This window comes from Myxococcus sp. MISCRS1 (genome assembly GCF_026626605.1).
In the GTDB taxonomy this organism is placed as follows: Bacteria; Myxococcota; Myxococcia; order Myxococcales; family Myxococcaceae; genus Myxococcus; species Myxococcus fulvus.
Genome location: NZ_JAPNKB010000001.1, coordinates 2,357,018 through 2,373,753 on the forward strand (window position 1 = coordinate 2,357,018; position 16,736 = coordinate 2,373,753).

The window sequence follows — 16,736 nt, forward strand, 5'->3', positions numbered from 1 at the left end:
CAATTTTTGGACCAAATCGACGGGGCGCCAGCGACACCCGGGTCATTCAAGACCGAGCACACTCGCAGTGTTCGCGGCTTGTAGTGAACTCTCGACTCTTGAACGAAACGTCGAGATTGCGGGGCTGGATGAACGAATCAACTCGACAGAACGAGGAACCCTTCCGGGGTTGCGGTGCTCTGCGTGAGGTGGTGAACCAGGAACCCCGCTCCGTGACAGGGAAAACCCTTAGTACGCGTTACCCATCAGGTGAGCGTCCGGCTGGCACCTCGTCTGCATATGTCAGACCCCAGGTGTACTCACCCGCGCAGCAACGCGAGGTGGGAGGAGCACATGGCCAAGACGACGACACGCAAGAGCGTCACGGTGCGCCGACAAGGGCGACGGGTGATGCCAGCACTGCGGCGGACGGCTCAGCGGGCCCGGGTGGCCGCCGAGAAGGCCCACCTCACCGTGGGGGAGGTCATCGCCGCCGCCTTCGACACGGCGGGCGGTGAGCTCGGTGAGGCGCTGGCGGTGATGACGTCACCGCAGATGACGCGGGCCCTGGGGCGCCGCATCGTCGTGGTGGGCTGAAACCCTCCGCTTTTTTCAGCGTAGGAACTACCGGTGGCCCGCACCGTGGCTCTGGAGCCTCGGCCACCCGGGCCCCGGGTTCACTCCCCGGCCAGGAGCACGCCGGTGGTGTAGTGCCGCTGGGTGGGCTCACCCGCCAGCGCGCGAGCGAAGTCCTCGGCATTGTTGGGGTGCACCAGGAAGGTGCCCGCGCGCGTCTGGAGGCGCACAGGCGCCATGTCCGGGTGCGGGTCCGCGGACACGGTTCCGCCGCCGCCCACGTCCACCGGCGGGCTCGGGAGCGTCGCGCACCCGGCGAACAGCAGGACTCCCAACATCACGTGAAGCATCTTCATCCGCGTCCTCCGGGACAGAGGCCACCAGGCCCGTCAGCCGGGCCCCTCTATTCCGGGGGCCCCCGGACAGGCAAGGCCCGATGCGTCGAGCGCGGAGGACGGCAGGCCGGGAGCGTGGACATGTCCAGCGCAACGCCCGGGCGGCCCCACCGGTCGTCGCGTTCACCCAGGCGAGGAGCGCTCAGCCACTCCCCGCCCGGGAGTCACGACCCCTGGAGGTTCAGCGAGGCTGCCAGCGGGGACGGTGGTCGTCGCTGTCGCCCGTCTGCAGCGTGAAGCCCGCCTTCGGGTGGATGATGGCCGCGCCCTCCTGCGCGCCCGTCACCGGGTCGATGCGCTGCACGTGCAGCTGCCCCGCCTTGATGAACGCGACGAAGCGGCCATCCGGCGAGAACGACGGCAGCGTGCCGTCATCCACGAGCCGCACCTCGGTGCCCGTGGCGGAGCCGTCCTGCGGGTTGATGGCGCGCAGGAAGATGACGTTGCCCGAGCGGTCCTGGCACGGCGACACCGCGCCGCCGCACAGCACCGCGCCGCCCGACGTGGGCCGGTAGTAGTACGCGCGCACATACGCGGCCCAGGTGCCATCCGGCGCCCAGATGGGGCTTGCGATGAAGGAGTCCACGGTGCCGTCGGTGGACGCCTCCGTGGACACGTCCGCGACCAGCTGGGGCGCGCCGCCGCCCGTCACGTCGATGTTGTAGAGCCGGACCAGCGGCGTGGGCGTGGTGTCCCCTTCGAAGGTCACCAGCTCGTTGTTCGGGTTGGCCAGGAACAGCAGCTGGTTGTTCACGCGGTTGTAGTGCGCCTGCTCCGCCGTCACCCCGGCGTTGGCCAGCGGCGTCGGCGCGGTGCCCCCACCGCTCGAGGTGAACAGGCCCTCGCCGTTCACGTTGAAGACGAACGTCGTCCCGTCACGCGACCAGTCCGGGAACGCGCCCGTCGTCGTCGCCTGCACCACGCCCCCGGCGCCGCCCGGCGTCACCGCCGAGATGCCGGAGCGCTGGCTGCCGTTCTGCCGCACCCACGCGATGGCCGTGCCCGGCTCCCACTCCATCGAGCGGAAAGCCTCCGTGTTGCCCGTGCCGCCGTCGGCGACCACCACGCCCTGGCCCTCGACGAGGGGGACCTCGCGCACGGTGAGCTCACCGGCGCTCTTCTCCGTCGCGGTGTCCACCGCGCCCTGCGCGAACGAGACGTGCGTACCGCCCGGGCCCCACCGCGGATAGCGGCTGTCCGTGCCCGCCGCGCTCAGCGACGTCATGCCCGGCGTGTCGTAGCGCATCACCAGCGCCGCGGAGACTCCGGCATCGTCCCGCCCCGTCACCGCGACATGCATCGCCTGGCACGTGAGCGGCGCGCCCTCGCAGCGAAGGCCCGGACCGCAGTCCCCGGACGCCGTGCAGGCATCCCCCTTCGCGCCGGTGCCCTGGCCACCACCGTCGGGCGTGCCCGCGTCGTCATCCGTGCCCGCGTCGGGCATCCCCGCGTCCGGCGCTCCCGCGTCGGGGACACCCGCGTCGTCGTCCCCACCACCGGCGTCCGGCTCGGGGGTGGGCGTCTGGATGGGGCGCTGCTCGCACTCGTTGTCGCCGGTGCAGACCCACTCCTGGCCCTCGGCGGGCTGCCCCTTGTCACTGCGACAGTCGAACTGGTCCACACATTCGTCACCACACCCCGTCGACAGAACCCACAGCGCGCAGCACAGCGCGCCGACGATTCGCTTGTCCATTCAGCCCCTCCAAGTGAGTGAAGGGCGTATAGCCTCGCTCCAAAGGGACGGAATGGTTCGCGAGGGCGGGTTGCAGTGAGCATGTTCCTGAATGAACGGCGATTCACTCCGGCGTGATGAATGATCGACACCCACTGCCATCTCGATGCGACGCGATTCGATGAGGACAGGACGCTCGTGCTGGAGCGCGCCTGGGCCGCGGGGCTGCAAGGCATCCTCGTCCCCGGTGTCGGTACCCACGACTGGGAGCCCCTGCTGGAGCTGTCGCGCGCGGAGCCGCGCCTCCAGGTGGGCCTGGGCATCCATCCCCAACTGCTGCCGGACATGACACCCGAGGAGGACGACGCGGCGCTGGAGCTGCTCGACGCGCTCTTGTCCAAGGGCGGCGCCATCGCCGTGGGCGAGTGTGGACTCGACGGTCCATCCCTGCCCGGCGCGCCGCTCGAGCGGCAGCTGTCCGTGCTGCGGCGGCACCTGGCGCTCGCGCGCAAGCACCAGCTGCCGGTGTTGATGCACTGCCACCGGCTCCACCCGGCCCTCATCGAGCTGTTCAAGCAGGAGGCGCTGCCCGAGGCGGGCGTGCTCATGCACAGCTACAGCGGCGGCGTGGAGCTGGCGCGCTTCTATCTCCAGAAGGGCTGCCACTTCTCCTTCGCCGGCCCGGTGACGTGGGCCGAGGCGCGCAAGCCCCTGGACGCGCTGCGCGCCATCCCGCTGGACCGGCTGATGGCGGAGACGGACGCGCCGGACCAGGCCCCCACCCCTCACCGGGGCGGCCGCTCCGAGCCGGCCTACCTGCCCCACATCCTGGAGGGGATGGCCCGCGTGCGGGGAGAGCCCCTGGACGAGGTCGCCCAGCGGACGACCGAGAATGCCCGGCGCCTGTTCCGGGAAGGTTTTCCCCCCGCTTCGCGGTAGGCGAGCGGTCGCGTTATAGAGGACCCCCATGAACCCGCAGCCCCCACCGCCCGCCCCTCCCCAGCCCGAGACTCCGCCCGCCACGACGGCCACGCCGAACGCGGCGACAGGCTCGCTCGCCCGGCCGTTCAAGCTGTCGCGCCGCTTCGACCGCACCGGGCGCCTGCTGGGGGACAACGCCATGGAGCGGCTCGCCAACGCGCGCGTGGTGGTGTTCGGCCTGGGCGGCGTGGGCAGCTACGCGGCCGAGGGCCTGGTGCGCAGCGGCATCGGCCACCTGACGCTGGTGGACCACGACGACGTCTGCGTCACCAACACCAACCGCCAGCTCCACGCGACGGTGAAGGGCGTGGGCAAGTCGAAGGCGGAGCTGATGGCGCAGCGCTGCCGCGAAATCAACCCGGAGGCCCGGGTGGAGGCGGTGCGCGAGTTCTACCGCGAAGAGGTCGCCGAGCAGATGCTGCCCGCCGGCCAGTACGACTTCGTGGTGGACGCCATCGACAACGTGAAGGCGAAGCTGCACCTGCTGCACCGGTGCGTGTCGCTGGGCATCCCCGTGGTCAGCTCCATGGGCGCCGCCGCGCGCCTGGACCCGACGGCCATCCGCGTGGAGGACCTGTCCGAGACGCACATGGACCCGTTCGCCAAGGACATCCGCAAGCTGCTCAAGCGCAAGTACGGCGTGGAGACCGAGCGGCACACGGGCATCACCGCCGTGTACTCCATCGAGGCGCGCCGCATGCCGGTGGCCCTCAACTACGACGACGCGACGGACGGGTTCCTGTGTGTCTGCCCGCAGGACAACGAGTTCCACACGTGTGACCACCGCACGCAGATCGACGGCAGCGTGTCCTTCGTCACCTCGTGCTTCGGGATGAACGCCGCCGGCGTCGTGGTGCGAAGGCTCGCCTCCACGCGCTGACGGCTCAGGCCACCTGCTGGGGCTGCGACGCTCGCGCCTGCTGCTCGGCGAGCGCCTCGGCCTCTCGGCCACAGGGCCTGCGGAACACGCAGCGCGTGCAGGGCGTCAGCGTCTCCGACCGGGGGAACGCGTCCGCGTCCAGCGGCGTGTTCGTGACAGGGTCCTTCAGCAGCGCGCGCATCTTCGCCACGCTCGTCTCGAAGTGCCGGTGGAAGGACTCCATGGCGCCCAGGTCCACCTGGACGTCCTGCTCCTTGCCCTCGTTGAGGTACACGAGCGACGCGCGCACCTTCTCCACCGGGAAGCGGTAGCGCTGGGACACGTACAGCGCGTAGCCGAGCACCTGCTCGTCGTAGCCGTCGCGAGACTTGCCCGTCTTCCAGTCCACGACGACGGGCGCGCCGTCCTGGTCCACGAAGGCGAAGTCGGGGATGGCGAAGACCTTGAGGCCGCCGAGCGTGAAGTGGGCGAAGTCGAAGCCCGCGTCCACCTCCAGCCACTGCTCGGGCTTGAGGCTCTTGGCGAGCAGCGGCCAGCGCGAGTTGAAGAACCACGCGAGCGCCACGCGCACCGTCTCCCAGTTCTGCTTCCAGGCCTCGTCGGGGAGCGCCTCGGCGTACTCGTGCTCCACGAGGCCGGTGAACTGCTTGCGGTACTTCTGCGTCCAGTACGCCTTGCCGCGCGAGTGGCGGTAGTCGTCCTGCATCAGCTTGCGCGCGCGGGCCTCCACGACGGCGGGGTCCACCACGCGGCCGGCGCGCCAGTCCAGCAGCACGTCCTTGATGCTCTCGTGCACGACGCTGCCCGCCCAACTGAAGCGGTTGGCCAGCTTCTTGAGCACGTACAGCTCCCGCACGTCCTTCGGCGCGTCCGGCTCCCAACCGCCCCAGGAGCGGTAGTAGTAGAAGTAGTAGGAGCGCAGGCACTCGGAGAACTTCTCGTGGCGGCTCTTGGACCAGGAGAAGTCGTTGTGGAGGGGTGGGCGCCGCATCGAGGCGGCGCATCCTAGGCGTTCGCTCGCTCCGCCAGAAGGGGAACAGGCAGGGAAACGAGCCCTGGGGGTGGGTTGAATGACAGTCCGGGTGGGGAACCCTGGGAGTATGGTCCGCGCCACCATGAAGAGCCGACCCCTGACGGAGCGAGTCGTCCTGATCACAGGCGCTTCCAGCGGCATCGGCCGCGCGGCGGCCCGGGCCTACGCGGAGGCGGGCGCCCACGTGGTGCTCGCCGCCCGGCGGCTGGAGCGGCTGGAGGACGCGGCCCGTGAAGCGGAATCACTGGGGGTCCGGGCACTGGCGGTGCGGTGCGACGTGACTCGTGGCGAGGACGTGGAGCGGCTCATGGCCCAGGTCCGCGCGGACTTCGGTGGGCTGGACGTGCTGGTGAACAACGCGGGCCAGGGGTTGTACGGACCGCTGGAGGCCATCAGCGAGGAGCAGCTGCGGCAGGTGTTCGAGCTGAACGTGTTCGCGCTGTGGCGGGTGACGCGGGCGGCGCTGCCGCTGCTGCGCGGGCGGCGCGGGGCGCACGTGGTGAACGTCAGCTCGGTGCTGGGGCATCGGGGGCTGCCGCTGCTCGGCGGGTATTGCGCGTCGAAGGCGGCGGTGAACGCGATGACGGAGTCCTTGCGCACGGAGCTGGCCTCCGAGGGAATCGGCGTGCGGCTGGTGTCACCGGGCCTCACCGAGAGCGAGTTCCGGGACCACCGGCTGAACGCCCAGGGCTGGGCGCAGGACGCGATTCCGCTGAAGGCCATGTCCTCCGAGGAGGTGGCGCGGGCCATGGTGAAGGCGAGCGTGCGCGGACGACGCGACACCATCCTCACCCTCCCCGGCCGCGCCATGGTACTGGCGAACCGGCTCGCGCCCGGCTTGTTCGACCGGGTCGCCCACCGCATGGCCAACCCGGTGAAGAAGGACGCATGAGCCCCCGCAGTCGCCCCGCGAAGCCCGCTGTCTCGTCGGACACGCCGCCTGTCTCTCGCGAACAAAACGCCAAGACATCCTCAGGCAAGAAGCCGGAGACTGGCGACGTGCCCCGACCTCGCCGCGGACGTCCGCCGAGCGGCAAGGCCGAGCCCCTGCCCTCGCGCGTTGAGCCGACGCTCGCGGATGCGAAGGCACGCAAGGTGTCCACCGGCTCGCTGTTCGATTCCTCCGGGTCACGCGCAGACGTGGGGATGGTTGCGGAGAGCGCCTCGCCGCGCGGTGATGTGGCAAACACCCCCTCGACGCCAGCGAAGGCGCGTCGAGGACGCCCGCCTCGCACCGTGGGAATGGACACGGAGGGCGCCTCGCCGCGCGAGGACCTGGCAAGCCCCTCCTCGACACTACTGGAGGCGCGTCGAGGACGCCCGCCTCGCACCGTGGGAATGGACACGGAGAGCGCCTCGCCGCGCGAGGACGCGGCAAGCACATCTGCGCCTCCTCCGCAGGCCCGTCGAGGACGCCCACCTCTCACCCTGGGGATGGTTGCGGAGAGCGTCGCGCCGCGCGAGGACCTGGCAAGCACACCCTTGACGCCACCGGAGGCGCGACGCGGCCGTCCTCCTCGCACCGCGGCCACATCGACCCGCGTCCCGACAGCGACACCGGGTGCCGCGCAGCTGGCCAGCATCCGCGCGCCGCTGCTCGCCTGGTACGACCGCAACAAGCGCGACCTGCCGTGGCGCCGCACCAAGGACCCGTACGCCATCTGGCTGAGCGAGGTCATGCTCCAGCAGACGCAGGTCTCCACCGTCATCCCCTACTGGGAGCGGTTCCTGAAGCGCTTCCCCACCGCGCTCGCGCTCGCCTCCGCTCCACTCGATGACGTGCTCGCCGGCTGGAAGGGCCTGGGCTACTACACGCGCGCTCGCAACCTGCACCGCGCCGCGCAGGACATCGTCTCACGCTTCGGTGGCACCCTGCCCTCCACCGCGGAGCAGTTGCTCTCGCTGCCCGGCTTCGGCCGCTACACCGCGGGCGCAGTGGCCTCCATCGCCTTCGGTGAAGAAGCCCCCCTCGTCGACGGCAACGTCGCCCGCGTGCTGTCCCGGCTCTTCGAGGTCGAGGGCCTGCCCGGAGACCGCGAGCGCGAGGCCACGCTGTGGGAGCTCGCGGGCCTGCTCGTGAAGGGCGAGCGCCCCGGCGACTTCAACCAGTCCCTCATGGAGCACGGCGCCACCACCTGCCGCCCGGAGAACCCGCTCTGCCTGCTGTGCCCCGTGCGCGAGGGCTGTGTCGCCTTCAAGAAGGGCCGCGTCGCCGAGCTGCCTCCCGCCAAGGTGCGCGCCGCGCCGAAGAAGCTGACCCTGGCCCTGGCCGTGTGGGCCCACGCGGACACGCTGCTGTTCGCGCGCCGCGCGGACTCGGGCCTCTTCGGAGGGCTGTGGGAGCTCCCCGCCGCCGAGGTCGACGAGGACGCCACCGTGGAGGAGACCACGCTGCGCCTCACCGCCGCGCTCGGCACGGGCGTGAAGCTGGAGTCCCTCCTGGGCACGGTGAAGCGGCAGCTCACCCACCGCGACCTCACGCTGCGCCTGTACCGCGTGTCCGGCCCCAAGCGCCCCACCCACTCCGCTGCCTTCCAGGAGCTGCGCTGGTGCACACCCGCCGAGGCCGCGACGCTCGGCATGAGCACCGCCATGCAGCGCGCCCTGGACACCGTGGTGGGCACGCAAGCGTAGGGCCGCTGACTGCTCCGGTCGCCGCCCGGCTCGCCCGCAGTTGTCCTCCCGACGACACGCCCCGGGACGTCGTGTTGCTTCGACAACCCCCGCCAGGTCGGGTCGCTTTCGCGCGTCACGCACGCGACTCAAGCTTCGCGCGCCCTTTCACCGGAGGCGTCCCGATGGCTCGAAACAACGCTCCCAAGTCGACCCCGCACACGAAGCCCCAGCACGCGGAACACGCGCATGAGCCGCAGGGCGCTCACGCGCGCTCCGACATCTCCCACGAGCAGATTGCCCGGCGCGCCTACGAAATCTACATGGCCCGCGGAGGCAGGCCCGGCAACCACGAGCAGGACTGGCAACAAGCCGAGCGAGAGCTGAAGCTCGGCCGTCAGTAGCGGTCCGCCACCTGGGCCCGTGTCCACACCGGGCCCACGTCAGTGAGGCGGCGGCGAGTGCAGCACGGGGCGCTCGGCCTCGAGCGCGCCTCGCAACCTGCGCTGCGCCACCTTCAGCTCCGAGAGGATGCGCTCCGCGTCCTGCACCGAGCGCATCGCCAGGCCGCACGCCGGCGTCAGCAGCACCGTGGACACGGCCCGGGGGAACGAGAAGCCTCGCGGCAGCGCGGCCTTCAGCGAGGCCTCCACCGAGTCCGCCAGCTCCGTCACCTCGTACGTCGACGCGAGGTCCGTGGGGATGATGCCCAGGCTCAGCGTCGCGCCCGAGTGCAGGTAGCGCTCCAGCGCGTCCTTCTCCTCCAGCATCGCGTCGAGCGACAGCCGCACATCCAACGACAACAGGTCCGCCTGCGCGTCCAGCAGCGCGCTCCAGTCCGTGTTGCCGCAGCAGTGCAGGCCCACCAGCGCGCCCTCCCGCTGGAGCGCGACAATCAGGAGCCGCAGCTCCTGCACCGCCAGCAGGTGCCGCGGATTGACGCGCTGGAACGCATACAGGCCCGGCTCGTCGAGGAAGAACAGGGGCGTGGTGCCCGCGCGCCGCAGCGCCTTCACCATGGCCAACGAGCGCGCCAGCACCAACCGGTAGATGGCCTGGTCCAGCCCCGGCACCTCCAGCGCGGACAGCCCCGAGTCCGTCCTCGCCACCGAGCGCACCGTGAAGGGCCCGGCGAGCTGCGCCTTCGCGAAGGCCAGCTTGCGGTGCTCCACCTCCCACAGGAACGGCCGCCATGCACGGCACGCCTCAGGGGAAGGCTCGTACGCCTCCAGCGCCCCGGCCGCGAGCGCGGACTCCAGCTTCGCCTCGAACTGGGCGCGCCCCGCCTCCCAGGCCTGGAGGTCCACCGTGCACAGGCCCTCGTCGTCGAAGCGCAGCCCGGGAAGCCCCTCCAGCGCCGCGGGAATCATCAGCTCGGAGGGCTTACCCACCGGCAGCTGCGGCAGGAAGGGGATGTCCATCGACAAGGCGACCTGGAGCCCCAGCTCCACCTGCGTGTGGGGCAGGCTCCCGATGCCCGTGGTGGCACAGGCGGGCAGCAACTGGACGGCTCGACGGATGTTCGGCGCGCTCATAGGCGCGGGAGTCTAACCGCTCCCCTTCCCCACGGCGCGCTTCGGTGGCCCCGGGCGGGTCCCCAGGGCCCCCGGAGGCCCGTGCGTCCGAATCAGGACACCGAGAAGTACGAGGCCTGGGGATGGTGGAAGACGATGGCGGAGACCGAGGCCTCGGGCTCCATCATGCAGCCGTCGGTGAGCTGCACCCCAATCTCCTCCGGCCGCAGCGCCTCGAAGAGCTTCGACTGGTCCTCCAGCCGGGGGCACGCGGGGTAGCCGAACGAGTAGCGCTTGCCCGCGTACTCCGCCCGGAAGCGCTCCAGCATCGTCATGTCCGGCTTGTCCGGGGTGCCCCACATGCTGCGCAGCTGCGTGTGCAAGAGCTCCGCGTAGCCCTCCGCCGTCTCCAGCGCGAGCGCCTGCACCGCGTGCATCTTCAGGAACTCGCCCCTGGCCTTGAGGCCCTCGGACAGCTCGCGGATGCCCGAGCCCGCCGTCACCACGAACATGGCCACGTTGTCGGTGGGCACGCCGCGCTCCAGCGGCCGCAGGTAGTCGGCCAGGCACAGGCCCCCGTCGCGGTCCTGCCGGGGGAAGTCGAAGCTCGCCGCCTCGCGGCCCGTCGTCCCGTCGAACAGCACCACGCGGTTGCCGTCGCTGCCCGCCTTGAAGAACTGGAACACCGCGCGCGCCTGCATGAGGCCGCCGCGCAGCATGCCCTTGAGCTCCTCCACCGCCTCCTTCAGCGCCAGCGCCTTGCGCCCCTCCTCCGTCTTCGCCAGCTCCGCCTCGGCCGGAGTCCCCAGCGCGCGCGACGACGTGCGCAGGCCCAGGTGCCGTCCGTACAGCATCACCGGGTTGATGAACTTCCAGATGTGGTCCAGCGGCGTGTTCGTCAGCACGTGCCGCTCGAAGTCCGGCGCGGGCGGCACCGTCTCCAGCACCCGAATCTCCGCGCTGCGCCCGCGCGCCACCACCGCCTCCGCGCGGGGACGCTCCTTGACCTCCTGGGCCAGCTTCACGCGGCGCTCGGCCAGCTCCCCGCGAAGCCGCTCGTGCGACGTCGGGTCGACGATCTGCTTGGCCAGGTCCAGGCCGCTCATCGCGTCCTGGGCGTAGGCCACGGTGCCGCCGCCGTACGCCGGGGCGATGTTGCGGTCCACGAAGTTGCGGCTGAGCGCGGCGCCGCCCACCAGGATGGGCACCTCCACGCCCGCGCGCTTCAGGTCCTCCGCCGTGGCCACCATCTGGTGCGCGCTCTTCACGAGCAGGCCCGACAGCCCGAGGATGTCCGGCTGGTGCTCGCGCACCGCCTGCACCAGCTGCTCGGGCGGCACCTTGATGCCCAGGTTCACCACGTGGAAGCCGTTGTTGGCGAGGATGATCTCCACCAGGTTCTTGCCGATGTCGTGGACGTCGCCCTTCACCGTGGCCAGCACCACCTTGCCGCGCATGGCCGCCTTGGCGGAGCTCATGTGCGGCTCCAGGAAGCCCACCGCGGCCTTCATCGACTCGGCGCTCTGGAGCACCTCGGCGACGATGAGCTCGTTGGCGCCGAAGAGCCGACCCACCTCGTCCATGCCCTTCATCAGCGGGCCGTTGATGATGTCCAGCGGCGCGTACTTCTTGAGCGCCTCCTCCAGGTCCGCGAAGAGGCCGTCGCGCGAGCCCTCGATGATGTAGCGCTGCAGCCGCTCCTCCAGCGGCAGCGTGCTCACCGCCACCTTGACGGCCTTGCGCTCACGGAAGTGCGCGGCGAACGGCGTGACGGGGTCCGGTCCCCGGTTGTAGAGCAGGTCCTCCGCCAGCGTGCGCTCCTCCTCGGGCAGCGACGCGTAGCGCTCCAGCTTCTCCGAGTTGACCAGCGCCATGTCCAGGCCCGCCTGGACGCAGTGGTACAGGAAGACGGAGTTGAGCACCTCGCGGCCCGCGGTGGGCAGGCCGAAGGACACGTTGGAGATGCCCAGCACCGTGCGGCACTGCGGGAAGCGCTGCTTGATGAGGCGTACGCCCTCCACCGTCTCCACCCCGCTGCCCGTGTACTGCGCGTCACCGGAGGCGCACGGGAAGACGAGCGGGTCGAAGTAGAGGTCCTCGGCGCGCATGCCGTACTTCTTCGTGAGCAGCTCGAACGAGCGCTCCGCCACGGCGAGCTTCCGCTCGCGCGTCACGGCCATGCCCACCTCGTCGATGCAGCCCACCACCAGCGCCGCGCCGAAGCGCCGCGCCAGGGGCACCACCTTCTCGAAGCGCTCCTCGCCGTCCTCCAGGTTGACGGAGTTGATGATGGCCTTGCCCTGGCTGTACGTCAGCGCCATCTCCAGGACGCGCTCGTCCGTGGAGTCGATCATCAAGGGCACGCGCACCTTCTTGACGACCACCTCCAGGAACTGGCGCATGTCCTCCAGCTCGTCGCGGTCCGGGTTGGCCAGGCAGATGTCGATGACCTGCGCGCCGCGCTTCACCTGGGCGCGCGCAATCTCCGACGCGTCCTCCACCTGCCCCGCGACGATGAGCTCCTTGAACTTCTTGCTGCCGATGACGTTGGTGCGCTCACCGACGATGACCGGGCGCACGTCGTCCGTCACCTCCAGGTAGTCCACGCCCGACAGCGTCGAGCGGGGCTTGGGCACCTTCGTGCGCGGCTTGAGGCCCTTCACCGCCTGGGACACCGCGCGGATGTGCGCCTCCGTGGTGCCGCAACAGCCGCCCACCACGTTGAGCCAGCCCTGCTCACAGAAGCGCGTGAGCGAGCGGGCGATCATGTCCGGCGTCTCCAGGTAGTGGCCGTTCTCGTCCGGCAGGCCCGCGTTGGGCACGCACGACACCGGGAACGGGCTCAGCTCCGACAGGGAGCGCAGGTGGTCCGTCATGAAGTCCGGACCCGTGGCGCAGTTGAGCCCCAGGTAGAGCAGCTCCCAGTGCTCCAGCGACGCCGCCAGGCTCTCCACGCTCTGGCCCGCGAGCATGGTGCCCATGGGCTCAATCGTGCCCGACACCGCCACCGGCAGCGCGTAGCCCAGCTTCTGGAACGCCCGGTCGATGCCCAGGAGCGCCGCCTTGATGTTGCGCGTGTCCTGGCACGTCTCCACCAGCAGGTAGTCGGAGCCGCCCAGCGCGAGCCCCTCCGCCTGCACGGCGAAGTTGTCCACCAGCTCCTCGAAGGTGATGCCGCCGGTGACGCTGATGGCCTTGGTGGTGGGGCCCACCGAGCCGGCCACCCAGCGGATGCGGCCGTCCTTCGCCTCGGCGGCCTCGGCGGCCTCGCGGGCGAGCCGGGCGGAGGCCTGGTTGATTTCGAGCGCCTTGTGGCCCAGGCCGAACTCGTTGAGCACCAGCGGCGTGCCGCCGAAGCTGTCCGTCTCCGTCACGTCCGCGCCCGCGGCGAAGTAGCGCGCGTGGATGTCGCGGATGAGCTCCGGCCGGGTGAGGACCAGGTTCTCGTTGCAGCCCTCGAACTCGGCGCCGCCGAAGTCCGCGGCCTTGAGGTCATGCTGTTGCAACAGCGTCCCCATGGCGCCATCCAGCACCAGCACGCGCTCACGCATGGCGGAGCGCAGGGCCTCCACGCGGCGGCCATGCTCTCCAGGAGGGGGAGGAAGGACGGTGGGCGTCGGGCTCGTCATGATGGCTTCACTCCTGTCAGCAGAAAGACTCGAAAGGGGCTGGCACCGTCGCGGGCGTGCGACTCGCGGGTGAGCTGCGCGAACCCCTGCTCGCGCAAGCTGGCCTCGAGCTGTGACGGCTCGAAGCCCAGGTGGCGGTGGCCCAGCCGGTCCACCACCCAGCGTTCGTCATGCGGCATCAGCTCCAGCACCACCAGCCGGCCGCCCGGCTTGAGCAGGCGCGCGGCCTCGGCCAGCACCGCCGCCGGCTCCTCCACGTGGTGCAGGCTCTGTGAAATCACCACCAGGTCCAGCTGGCCCGATTTCAACGACAGCCGGTGCAGGTCTTCGCAGAGGAAGCTCACGTTGGTGAGGCCCTCGCCCGCCGCGCGCTCCCGCGCCTGCTCCAGCGCGACGGCGTTCTGGTCGATGGCCCACACGTGCCGGGCCCACCGGCCCAGCGCCACGCTCAACACGCCCGTCCCACAGCCGAAGTCCGCGACGTCCAGCGGCGGCAGGAGCGACGCCAGCGCGCCCGCCCACAGGAACCACGACTGGCCCGGCTCCAGGAGCCGCTCGTTGAGGGCCTGCCGGTCCGCGCGGGCGCGCAGCAGGTCCTTGAGCCGCGCCGAGTCCCCCGCCGCGTCCTCCGCCTCGCGCGCCAGCCGGATGAGCGGCCAGCGGGAGTCCTCACCGCCCAGCGCCAGCGAGTAGTAGCTGAAGCCCGCCTGCCGCTCCTCGCGGATGAGCCCCAGCCCCTTGAGCTTGCCCAGGTGATGGGACACCGAGGACTGCGCCACCCCCACCAGCGACACCAGCTCCGTCACGTTCAGCGGAGCCTCCGACACCAGTCGGAGGATGCGCAGCCGCGTCGGGTCGCCGAGCGCCCGGAAGGATTGGGACAGAGCTTCCATATCGCCGCATCAACATACGTCGATGCCGGACTGGAGGCCAGCGGACTTTCGACGCACCGCGTGCTTCCCGGCGGACAGTGGTAGATGTGGGACATGGCATCTCCCAACCTGCAGCAGTTGCTCGAGGGCAAGCGGTTCGGCCTGGTCCTCTCGGCGGGCTACTTCGGCTTCTACGGGCACGCTGGCTTCCTCAAGGGGCTGGCGAGCACGGGGCTCAAGCCCTCGGCGTACGCGGGCACGTCCGCGGGCGGCATGGTGGCGGCGTACGCGGCGGCGGGGATGCCGGTGCACGCGATTGAGGAGCTGGTGCTGCGCCAGACGCGCGCGAACTTCTGGGACCCGGACCCGATTGGCGCCGTGCTGAACGCGGACGCCGCGGGCCATGGGCTCACGGGCCTGCTCAAGGGCGAGCGCTTCCGGCGGCTGCTGGAGGACACGCTGGGCGCGCCGACGTTCGAGGACCTGCCGCATCCGCTGCTGCTGGTGGGCGCGAACCTCACGCTGGGCACGCACGACGTCTTCACCACGGGGGAGCTGGCGCCGCGCGTCCACGCCACCTGCGCCTATCCCGGCCTGTTCCGCGCGGTGCCGCTGGATGGGAACCTGTATTGGGACGGAGGCCTGGTGGACAAGGCGCCCGCGCTGTCGCTGCATGACAGCGCCGCCGGGAAGGACCTGGACGCCATCCTCGTGCACTTCCTGCCGAGCAAGACGCGCAAGGTGGTGGGTGGGCCCATGGCGTATGCGCAGGGACTGGCGGCGGGCTCCGCGGCGCTGCGGAGGGACCACTTCCGGCTCCAGCTGACCGTGCTGGAGGGACGCGGCATCCCCGTCTACGTCGTCGTGTCCAACCTGCCGCCCGTGACGCCCACGACAATGGAGCGCGGGTTCGATGCGCTGGACCAGGCGCGCCTGGCCGCCGCGGTGGCCTTGTCCCGTCCGCCCGTGCCCTTCGGGCAGGCGCAGTGGTGAGCTGAGGCTCCGCGCCCGGCCTCTCGACACGCGCGGCCTCGCCCATCGAGGTGCCGCGCCTCCGACGATGGGGGCACGTCACTTCTCGCCGGGCTTACCGTCCTCTTCGCGCTCGGACGACGGAAGGTCCCAGCGCTCCAGCAGTCGTCGCAACGTCGTGCGGTGCATCCCGAGTTCCCGAGCCGCCGCGCTCACGTTGCCCGAGTGCGTTCGCAGCGCGGCCTCGACCCGGGCGCGCTCCTCGCCCTCCAGCGTCTTCGCCTTCGCGGAGAGTTCGCGCGCCGCGGGGCCCGCCTCGCCGTCACCGAAGGCCGTCCCCGCGCCCGAGCCCAGGTGCACCGAGGAGACGCGTCGCGAGCCCTCCGCCAACGCCTTCTGGACGGCACCACGGACTTCGACGAGCAGCTCGCGCACGTTGCCCGGCCAGGGCCTGAGCAGACACGCCTCCAGCAAGGAGACGTGAGTTCCCATGTCGGGCTCGACACGGTGGACCTGCTCCTGGAGGAGCAACGTGAGTTCCTCCGGGCGCTCACGCAGCGGAGGGAGCACCACCTCCGGTCTGCCGATGCGGAAGTACAGGTCCTCGCGCAGGCGCCCCTTCGCGACGAGCGCTCGCAGCGGCTGATGGCTCGCGGAGCAGACCCGCACGTCGACCTTGGTGGGCCTCGCGGCGCCGAGCGCGAGCACCTCCCCTGTCTCGAGCACGCGCAGCAGCTTCGCCTGGACCGCGAGGTCCAGCTCCACCACCTCGTCGAGGAACAGCGTGCCGCCGTCCGCGCTCTGCAGATAGCCCTGCGCGTCCGCCTCCGCGCCCGAGTACGCGCCGCGCCTGGCGCCGAACAACAGTCGCTCGGCGAGCGCCTGGGGGATGGCCGCGCAGTTGACCGCGATGAAGGGCCCCGTGCTCCTGGGGCCCGACGTATGGAAGGCCCGCGCGACGCCCTCCTTGCCCGTGCCGCTCTCACCGTGGAGGTGCAGGGAGGTACCGAGCCGCGCTGTTCTCGACACCTCGTCCAACACGGCGCGGAAGGAAGGGCCTCGCAGGAAGCCGTCGATACGCTCGACACCGAGTCGCTCCAGTGGACCGACATCCGCGCTGGGGACGAACAGCGAGGTGCCCATGCGGATGACCCGCCGCGCTTCCCGGGGCGCGCCGACGGGCAGCCGCTCACCGTCCACGAAGGTGCCGTTCTGACTGCCCAGGTCCGTCACCCAGAAGCGCTGACCGTCGAAGCGGATGCGCGCGTGCCTGCGGGACATCCTCGGGTCCTCGGTCTCACCCAACGAGGGCGTGCCCCGTCCGACCTCCAGGCTCTCGCCTCTCAGCGGTAGCGCCACCGCCAGGGCGACTCCCGCGCCGTACACCCCCACCAACCCCGGCGTCCGCGCGCGCGCAAAGTCCCCCGCCTCCAGGGAGCCCTCGCTCGGTCCGAGCGTCGACACGTCCCGCGCCATGCCTTCGTCCCTCTCCCGGGGCGCACCGCGTTGGCACAGCCCCTCGTGCCAAACACGCTAGCGCAAGTGTGTCAGCGCTGCTGATGGCACCGAGCTACCGCTCACGAGCCCCCGTGGCACGAAGCTGGCTATGAAGTCGTCGAG

14 protein-coding genes are annotated in these 16,736 nt (G+C 70.9%); 7 read left to right on the forward strand and 7 right to left on the reverse strand.

Annotation, left to right across the window (positions count from 1 at the left end):
* Window positions 1-333 precede the first annotated feature (333 nt).
* A complete protein-coding gene (locus OWM54_RS08935; protein WP_141333144.1) occupies window positions 334-576 on the forward strand; it encodes a hypothetical protein in 243 nt (80 codons plus the stop codon).
* 80 nt (window positions 577-656) lie between these two features.
* Here OWM54_RS08935 and OWM54_RS08940 read toward each other — a convergent pair whose 3' ends face one another.
* Together OWM54_RS08940 and OWM54_RS08945 are read right to left on the reverse strand one after the other, a co-directional pair.
* Window positions 657-911, reverse strand: coding sequence for a hypothetical protein (locus tag OWM54_RS08940; RefSeq protein ID WP_223750591.1), 255 nt, complete (start codon window positions 909-911; stop codon window positions 657-659).
* Between the two features lie 220 nt (window positions 912-1,131).
* Window positions 1,132-2,643 carry a TolB family protein gene (locus OWM54_RS08945; protein ID WP_267697202.1) on the reverse strand — a complete coding sequence of 504 codons (1,512 nt, stop codon included), beginning with the start codon at window positions 2,641-2,643 and terminating at the stop codon, window positions 1,132-1,134.
* A gap of 120 nt (window positions 2,644-2,763) precedes the next feature.
* Between OWM54_RS08945 and OWM54_RS08950 the strand changes: the two genes are divergently transcribed.
* Together OWM54_RS08950 and OWM54_RS08955 are read left to right on the forward strand one after the other, a co-directional pair.
* On the forward strand, window positions 2,764-3,561 hold the full coding sequence (locus OWM54_RS08950; RefSeq protein WP_248544984.1) for a TatD family hydrolase: 798 nt from the start codon (window positions 2,764-2,766) through the stop codon (window positions 3,559-3,561).
* A gap of 28 nt (window positions 3,562-3,589) precedes the next feature.
* Complete coding sequence (locus OWM54_RS08955; RefSeq protein WP_248544985.1) at window positions 3,590-4,483, forward strand: tRNA threonylcarbamoyladenosine dehydratase; 894 nt, start codon at window positions 3,590-3,592, stop codon at window positions 4,481-4,483.
* A gap of 4 nt (window positions 4,484-4,487) precedes the next feature.
* Here OWM54_RS08955 and OWM54_RS08960 read toward each other — a convergent pair whose 3' ends face one another.
* Window positions 4,488-5,474 (reverse strand): PD-(D/E)XK nuclease family protein, encoded by a 987-nt coding sequence (locus tag OWM54_RS08960; protein WP_223750587.1) that lies wholly within the window; start codon window positions 5,472-5,474, stop codon window positions 4,488-4,490.
* A 124-nt stretch (window positions 5,475-5,598) separates the two neighbouring features.
* Here OWM54_RS08960 and OWM54_RS08965 point away from each other — a divergent pair, with 124 nt between their 5' ends.
* From OWM54_RS08965 to OWM54_RS08975, 3 genes are all read left to right on the forward strand, one after another.
* Complete coding sequence (locus OWM54_RS08965) at window positions 5,599-6,408, forward strand: SDR family oxidoreductase (protein WP_267697203.1); 810 nt, start codon at window positions 5,599-5,601, stop codon at window positions 6,406-6,408.
* A gap of 590 nt (window positions 6,409-6,998) precedes the next feature.
* A complete protein-coding gene (gene mutY / locus OWM54_RS08970; protein ID WP_420715320.1) occupies window positions 6,999-8,150 on the forward strand; it encodes an A/G-specific adenine glycosylase in 1,152 nt (383 codons plus the stop codon).
* Window positions 8,151-8,314: 164 nt separating this feature from the next.
* Window positions 8,315-8,533 (forward strand): DUF2934 domain-containing protein, encoded by a 219-nt coding sequence (locus OWM54_RS08975; protein WP_141331348.1) that lies wholly within the window; start codon window positions 8,315-8,317, stop codon window positions 8,531-8,533.
* 39 nt (window positions 8,534-8,572) lie between these two features.
* On the opposite strand, the gene OWM54_RS08980 is transcribed toward OWM54_RS08975, so the two are convergent.
* The 3 genes from OWM54_RS08980 to OWM54_RS08990 form a co-directional block, all read right to left on the reverse strand.
* Window positions 8,573-9,664 carry a hypothetical protein gene (locus OWM54_RS08980; RefSeq protein ID WP_223750583.1) on the reverse strand — a complete coding sequence of 364 codons (1,092 nt, stop codon included), beginning with the start codon at window positions 9,662-9,664 and terminating at the stop codon, window positions 8,573-8,575.
* A 92-nt stretch (window positions 9,665-9,756) separates the two neighbouring features.
* The gene (metH, locus tag OWM54_RS08985) at window positions 9,757-13,272 is read right to left on the reverse strand and encodes a methionine synthase (protein ID WP_267697204.1); all 3,516 of its coding nucleotides are present in this window, start codon (window positions 13,270-13,272) and stop codon (window positions 9,757-9,759) included.
* Window positions 13,269-14,165, reverse strand: a complete 897-nt coding sequence (locus OWM54_RS08990) for an ArsR/SmtB family transcription factor (protein WP_141331342.1) — start codon at window positions 14,163-14,165, stop codon at window positions 13,269-13,271. The genes metH and OWM54_RS08990 overlap by 4 nt, the downstream gene beginning before the upstream one ends.
* Window positions 14,166-14,258: 93 nt before the next feature.
* Between OWM54_RS08990 and OWM54_RS08995 the strand changes: the two genes are divergently transcribed.
* Window positions 14,259-15,137, forward strand: coding sequence for a patatin-like phospholipase family protein (locus OWM54_RS08995; protein WP_082165584.1), 879 nt, complete (start codon window positions 14,259-14,261; stop codon window positions 15,135-15,137).
* Between the two features lie 78 nt (window positions 15,138-15,215).
* On the opposite strand, the gene OWM54_RS09000 is transcribed toward OWM54_RS08995, so the two are convergent.
* Window positions 15,216-16,592 carry a sigma 54-interacting transcriptional regulator gene (locus tag OWM54_RS09000; protein WP_267697205.1) on the reverse strand — a complete coding sequence of 459 codons (1,377 nt, stop codon included), beginning with the start codon at window positions 16,590-16,592 and terminating at the stop codon, window positions 15,216-15,218.
* Between the last annotated feature and the right edge of the window lie 144 nt (window positions 16,593-16,736).

Coding starts and splice junctions, on each gene's coding strand:
- OWM54_RS08935 (WP_141333144.1), top strand. CDS start 334: ATGGCCAAGACGACGACACGCAAGAGCGTCACGGTGCGCCGACAAGGG.
- OWM54_RS08940 (WP_223750591.1), bottom strand. CDS start 911: ATGAAGATGCTTCACGTGATGTTGGGAGTCCTGCTGTTCGCCGGGTGC.
- OWM54_RS08945 (WP_267697202.1), bottom strand. CDS start 2,643: ATGGACAAGCGAATCGTCGGCGCGCTGTGCTGCGCGCTGTGGGTTCTG.
- OWM54_RS08950 (WP_248544984.1), top strand. CDS start 2,764: ATGATCGACACCCACTGCCATCTCGATGCGACGCGATTCGATGAGGAC.
- OWM54_RS08955 (WP_248544985.1), top strand. CDS start 3,590: ATGAACCCGCAGCCCCCACCGCCCGCCCCTCCCCAGCCCGAGACTCCG.
- OWM54_RS08960 (WP_223750587.1), bottom strand. CDS start 5,474: ATGCGGCGCCCACCCCTCCACAACGACTTCTCCTGGTCCAAGAGCCGC.
- OWM54_RS08965 (WP_267697203.1), top strand. CDS start 5,599: ATGAAGAGCCGACCCCTGACGGAGCGAGTCGTCCTGATCACAGGCGCT.
- OWM54_RS08975 (WP_141331348.1), top strand. CDS start 8,315: ATGGCTCGAAACAACGCTCCCAAGTCGACCCCGCACACGAAGCCCCAG.
- OWM54_RS08980 (WP_223750583.1), bottom strand. CDS start 9,664: ATGAGCGCGCCGAACATCCGTCGAGCCGTCCAGTTGCTGCCCGCCTGT.
- metH (WP_267697204.1), bottom strand. CDS start 13,272: ATGACGAGCCCGACGCCCACCGTCCTTCCTCCCCCTCCTGGAGAGCAT.
- OWM54_RS08990 (WP_141331342.1), bottom strand. CDS start 14,165: ATGGAAGCTCTGTCCCAATCCTTCCGGGCGCTCGGCGACCCGACGCGG.
- OWM54_RS08995 (WP_082165584.1), top strand. CDS start 14,259: ATGGCATCTCCCAACCTGCAGCAGTTGCTCGAGGGCAAGCGGTTCGGC.
- OWM54_RS09000 (WP_267697205.1), bottom strand. CDS start 16,592: ATGGCGCGGGACGTGTCGACGCTCGGACCGAGCGAGGGCTCCCTGGAG.